6 protein-coding genes and 2 tRNA genes are annotated in these 5050 nt (G+C 54.4%); 7 read left to right on the top strand and 1 reads right to left on the bottom strand.

Features of this window, described 5'->3' with window-relative positions; all coding sequences use genetic code 11:
• The 3 genes from Q0362_RS04855 (at position 1) to Q0362_RS04865 (ending at position 1242) form a co-directional block, all read left to right on the top strand.
• Positions 1 to 73, top strand: a tRNA-Asn gene (locus Q0362_RS04855).
• Positions 74 to 160: 87 nt separating this feature from the next.
• A complete protein-coding gene (locus tag Q0362_RS04860) occupies positions 161 to 931 on the top strand; it encodes an AzlC family ABC transporter permease (RefSeq protein WP_298120523.1) in 771 nt (256 codons plus the stop codon).
• Entirely contained in the window at positions 928 to 1242 is a 315-nt protein-coding gene (locus Q0362_RS04865; RefSeq protein ID WP_298120526.1) for an AzlD domain-containing protein, read from the top strand. Before Q0362_RS04860 ends, Q0362_RS04865 begins: the two co-directional genes overlap by 4 nt.
• Here the strand turns inward: Q0362_RS04865 and def are convergent.
• Positions 1239 to 1802 (bottom strand): peptide deformylase, encoded by a 564-nt coding sequence (gene def, locus Q0362_RS04870; RefSeq protein ID WP_298120529.1) that lies wholly within the window; start codon positions 1800 to 1802, stop codon positions 1239 to 1241. The genes Q0362_RS04865 and def overlap by 4 nt on opposite strands.
• Positions 1803 to 1844: 42 nt before the next feature.
• On the opposite strand from def, the gene Q0362_RS04875 reads away from it, so the two are divergent.
• The 4 genes from Q0362_RS04875 to Q0362_RS04890 all read left to right on the top strand — a co-directional run.
• Complete coding sequence (locus tag Q0362_RS04875) at positions 1845 to 2882, top strand: DMT family transporter (RefSeq protein WP_298120532.1); 1038 nt, start codon at positions 1845 to 1847, stop codon at positions 2880 to 2882.
• A 7-nt stretch (positions 2883 to 2889) separates the two neighbouring features.
• Positions 2890 to 4083 (top strand): glycosyltransferase, encoded by a 1194-nt coding sequence (locus Q0362_RS04880; RefSeq protein ID WP_298120535.1) that lies wholly within the window; start codon positions 2890 to 2892, stop codon positions 4081 to 4083.
• 22 nt (positions 4084 to 4105) lie between these two features.
• Positions 4106 to 4179 (top strand) — tRNA-Ile (locus Q0362_RS04885).
• Between the two features lie 86 nt (positions 4180 to 4265).
• Positions 4266 to 5050: DUF1684 domain-containing protein (locus Q0362_RS04890; protein WP_298120537.1), on the top strand; the 785-nt coding region annotated here is incomplete at its 3' end.

Below are 5050 nucleotides of genomic sequence, written 5' to 3' on the forward strand. Positions count from 1 at the left end.
TCCCCGATAGCTCAATTGGCAGAGCAACGCACTGTTAATGCGTAGGTTCATGGTTCGAGTCCATGTCGGGGAGCGAAGCCCCTGGTCCTCCACGACCAGGGGCTTTTTACTTGCCCTGCGGACTTCGGTAGCGTGGTCATGTTCTTACTGAGGAGGCGCCGTGGCTTTATCTGCTGCTGATAAGCGCGCCCTGAGAACAGGTATCTCTGTCGGCATTGCTGTTGCCGCCTATGGTGTTTCTTTTGGAGCACTGAGCGTAGCTGCTGGTCTTGACATCTGGCAGACCTGTTTCTTGTCTTTGGTTCTGTTCTCTGGCGGTTCGCAGTTCGCCGTCATCGGCATTATTGCCTCAGGTGGGGCGGCTGCAGGAATTCCGGCTATAGCCTCCAGCACATTCTTGGCACTGCGTAATGGCATCTACTCCATGCGTGTGGCACCCATCGTGGGAGATGGGCCATGGTGGCGCAGGATCGTTGCCGCTCAGCTCACCATTGATGAATCAACCGCAGTTGCGATTGCGCAAGATGAGAAAAGTGCCCAGAAGGTTGGCTTCTGGACCACCGGTATTGCGATCTATATCGGGTGGAACCTCGCCACGTTTGCTGGTGCGTTGCTCGGCAATCTCGTGGGGGACGTCAATAAGTTCGGGCTTGATGCTGTAGCAGCCGCTGCGTTCGTGGGACTCTTGTGGCCTAGGCTCAAGCAGCTTCAGGCGGCTGCTGTAGCGATGGTTGCAGCAGTGCTGGCAACCATTCTGATTCCGTTCACACCACCAGGTGTTCCAGTATTGGCAGCGGCAGTTGTGGCACTAGTGTTTGGCCTCACGAACTGGTTACACCGTGAACCAGCAGCACAGGTTCAACCAGATGACGCATCTGAACCTTTGGATACTCCCGGGTTCCATCCAGGACACGAGGGGGCAGCATCATGACCCTCTGGATAACTGTGATCATTGCCTCGGTGCTGTCGTTCGTTGTGAAATACACCGGCTATCTCATCCCACAGAGCATGCTGGAGAAGCCTAAGTTCACGCGGGTCACCAACTTGCTCACTGTGGCCATGCTGGCAGCTTTGGTGGCGGTTCAGACGCTTGGAGCTGGTCAGGCTATCGCGCTCGATGCCCGCATCCCTGCGGTTATTGTGGCAGCAATACTCTTCACGTTCCGCGTCCCCTTTATCGTGGTCGTCGCGGTGGCAGGAATTGTCGCAGTAGTGCTTCGAAACTTGGGCTGGATGGCCTAGTCCTCGAGGTTGTCTACTCCGGGCATCCACGACTTACCAGGCTTACCCCAGCCGCGCTTGCGCTCAATCTTTGCTGCCTGCTTGTTGAACTCGTAATCCAAGCGGTCGGTGTAGAGGTAGCCGAGAAGGTGGTCGTATTCGTGTTGGAAGATGCGTGCGAACCAGCCATCGCATTCAATCTCAAACGGCTTTCCGTCAAGATCTACTGCTCGAAGTAGTGCCTTCTCTGCTCGAACAAGTGGGAACCGCTCACCGGGGAATGAAAGACATCCCTCGTCATCAGCATCTGTTGTATCTCTTATTTCGAGCGGAGAGATCAACAGGCTGGGATTGATGGCAACGCCACGTCGAGGTGTTCCATCATCTTCGGGGTAGTCATAGACAAATACTTGGATGCCCACTCCCACCTGTGGTGCGGCGAGACCGACACCTGGTGCTTCATCCATGGTGTCGTACATATCTTGAACGAGCTGGCGGAGCTCGTCGTTGAATTCAGTCACCGGCGCAGCGGGTTCGTGAAGGACAGGATCACCTGAGATAACAATGGGGCGCACGGTCATGCCTCAAGCCTATTAGCAGGTTGGCAGGGTAGCGTTCTAGATATGCTTGGCGACTTGACCGACCTTTCTCAGGTCCACTTCGAACCTTCGCAGCTCATCGGTATTCCATTTGCGCTGGTAGGTGCTGTGTTGATGTCGATTGGTGCCCAACTGCAGCACCGTGGTGTGGGAAAAGTCGGCGATGACGCTGATGAGGGAAGCTCTTCGCTGAACTTCAAGCAGCTTGTTGCGTTATTCCGTCGCCCCTCGTGGCTCACCGGTACGTTGCTCCTTGGTGGAGCGATTGTTTTCCAGTTGATTTCTTTGGGATTCTCCCCGCTTATTGTGGTTCAGCCCATTGGTGCCGTTGCTCTCGTGATGACCGCAATCCTCAACTCGCGTGTGAGTAAAACCAAGCTCAATAAAGAATCCATCTTGGCCATCACGCTCAGCGTGGGTGGCATCGGTATTTTCGTTTCAATCGCCGCATTCACGGCAGTGAACGCACCGATGACGTCGGCAGACCTTGCGGAAATTCTCATCATTTTGCTGATCGTCTTGGCAATATTTGGCGCCTTATTCCTGTTCCTTGGCAAGCACCTCTCAGCGTTGTACTACATCGTGGGTGCTGGTGTTCTTTATGGTTTTGTGGCCACCTTGGCCAAGGTTGTCATCACGAGCATTACTCACGGCGCCACTGACTGGCTTACCTGGGCCTGCCTCGCAGCGCTGCTCGCTGCGACCATTTTGGGCGCACTGTTCGTTCAGAACGCCTATTCCTCCGGCCCACCAGACCTCGTAATTGCTGGATTGACTGTTATCGATCCCATCGTGGCTGTCACCATCGGTATCGTCATCCTCGATGAGGCTTCACAGGCACCACCATGGGCGATTGTCGCTTACATCGTTGCGGGAGTTCTGGCAGTGATTGGTGTCTTCCTTTTGGCGAAATATCACCCTGATGCACACGAACCGCTTGCAGAGGCTAGTGCTGAAGCTAAAGCTGGGTTCAAGGGCGCCACTGCTGATTCAAAGGCCAAGGTCAATGCTGCGGCACACGGCGCTAAAGAGGCCATCAAGAAGGCCAAGTCCGTAAACTAAAGGCACTATGCCGAAACCTTTACGCATCCTGATTGGGTGTGACACCTTCGGTCCGAACGTTAACGGAGCAGCTAAATTTGCTGAACGTTTAGCAGCCGGCCTGGTTGAGCGTGGACACGATGTTCGTGTCATGGCTCCCGCTGCCGGACGCAAGTCGGGTACCTGGGTGGAAACCCATGAAGGTCAGCCCATGACGATGTATCGCATCAAGAGTTGGCGCTGGTATCCACACGACTGGCTTCGCTACATGCTGCCCTGGCGTGTGCGCCACAACAGTGCTCGTGTACTCGACAGTTTCAAGCCAGACGTAGTTCACTTTCAGTCTCACCTCATTGTCGGTGGCGGTCTGACAAAAGAAGCAGAGCTTCGCGGTATTCGCATCATTGGTACGAACCACTTCATGCCAGAAAACATGATGCAGTTCACCCTGCTTCCTGGCCCTACCCAGCGTGGCGTTATCCGTCTGGTGTGGAAGGCAGCAGCCCGCACCTTCGGTCGCGCAGAGGCCGTCACAACCCCCACTCGTCGTGCAGCTAACTTCCTCGAGGAATACACCCACCTCACCGATGTTCACGCGATCTCTTGTGGCATCAATGCTCACCACTACACGCCTAACTTCGATACCGATGTTGAAAACCGCATTGTTTTCGTCGGTCGCATTACAGGGGAGAAGAAGCTCGATGTTCTCCTCAAGGCTTTCCGTAAACTTCCCCCTGAGCTCAACGCGTCACTTGAGTTTGTAGGTGGGGGAGATCAGCTTCAGCACATGAAGCAACAGGTTGCTCAATTAGGTCTCAAGGACAAGGTTTTCTTCACCGGATATGTTTCTGATGATGAACTGAAAGCAGCGCTCACGCGTGCCAAGGTGTTTGCCATGCCCTCGATTGCTGAGCTCCAGTCCATTGCCACTATGGAAGCTATGGCTACTGCACTTCCCATCGTGGGAGCCAATGCTATGGCCTTGCCTCACCTCATCCACGATGGAGAGAACGGCTACCTCTTTGAGCCCAATGATGTCGATGATCTTCGCGACAAGTTGGTCAAGGTCCTCACAGCGGACAAGGATGAACTTCTTCGCTTGAAGAACAACTCGTTGAAGTTCATTCGCGGTCACGACATCACCCGCACGCTCGACACCTTTGAAGCTCTCTATCGTGGCCAAGAGGTTGTTGACCCCGACCCCGAGCTCACAGACGACTAAACTTTTACGTGTAACACCCCTAGGGGCGGTAGCTCAGCTGGTTAGAGCAGCGGACTCATAATCCGTCGGTCACGGGTTCAAGTCCCGTCCGCCCTACAGATAATCCCCGAGATCGTGGTCAATTGCGTCTGGTTTGGGAGTGGCGAGAAGTCGCCCAAGTTGGCTCAAACTAATCTATTTCTGTGACCAACTCAACGCCTGCAGCAGCTGTCCCTCAAACACCCGAAGAGGCATATGCCTACTTCCGTAGCCGCCGCCACGACATGGCTCTGTTGCCTCAAGGTTCGTTGGCGCTGGTAAACACTCAATGGTTCTATGGCGCTCCTGGGGAAACCGAGAGTGTCTGGGGTGTCAACGGACTCTGGTCTGCACTGCCGGAAGGAGAGAAGGGTGTTCAGCTCACGGCGGTTGCGTCAGACAACATCGTTGTAGACGGTGTTGTGGTTGATGGATCCGTTGTCGTCACCGGCAAAGACTCTGAGGCATCTTCCGTCATTGTCTTCGACGAAACTAAATCTGGAACCATCATCAAAGGCGAAGACGGCAAGTATGCCTTGCGGGTGTGGGACACCAACTCAGATGATCTACAAAACTTCGGCTCCATAGATGCGTTTGACTACAACCCAGACTGGGTAGTCACTGGAACCTTTACCCCTATTGACGGTGGTCGTGCTGTTGAGGTGTCACACCTCAAGGATCAGGGAGCTAGCCGCGACAAGGTCATTCCTGGTGACATTCGTTTCACCATCGAAGGCGTCGAATACGCACCTTCTGCGTTCAAAGAGGGCCGTGCTCTCATGATTGTGTTCTCGGATGCCACCTCAGGGCCTGTGAGCTATAGCGTAGGTCGATTCCTCATGGTTGCTCCCAACCCAGACGGGACAATCACACTGGACTTCAACCGTGCTTATCTGCCACCGTGTGCATTTAGCTACAACTTCAACTGCCCTATGCCTCCTGCTGAGAA

The sequence above is a fragment of the uncultured Aurantimicrobium sp. genome (assembly GCF_936931525.1).
In the GTDB taxonomy this organism is placed as follows: Bacteria; Actinomycetota; Actinomycetes; order Actinomycetales; family Microbacteriaceae; genus Aurantimicrobium.

Bases quoted from the DNA above. Each gene is read 5' to 3' on its own strand.
- def (WP_298120529.1), bottom strand. From the start codon at position 1,802: ATGACCGTGCGCCCCATTGTTATCTCAGGTGATCCTGTCCTTCACGAA.
- Q0362_RS04865 (WP_298120526.1), top strand. From the start codon at position 928: ATGACCCTCTGGATAACTGTGATCATTGCCTCGGTGCTGTCGTTCGTT.
- Q0362_RS04875 (WP_298120532.1), top strand. From the start codon at position 1,845: ATGCTTGGCGACTTGACCGACCTTTCTCAGGTCCACTTCGAACCTTCG.
- Q0362_RS04880 (WP_298120535.1), top strand. From the start codon at position 2,890: ATGCCGAAACCTTTACGCATCCTGATTGGGTGTGACACCTTCGGTCCG.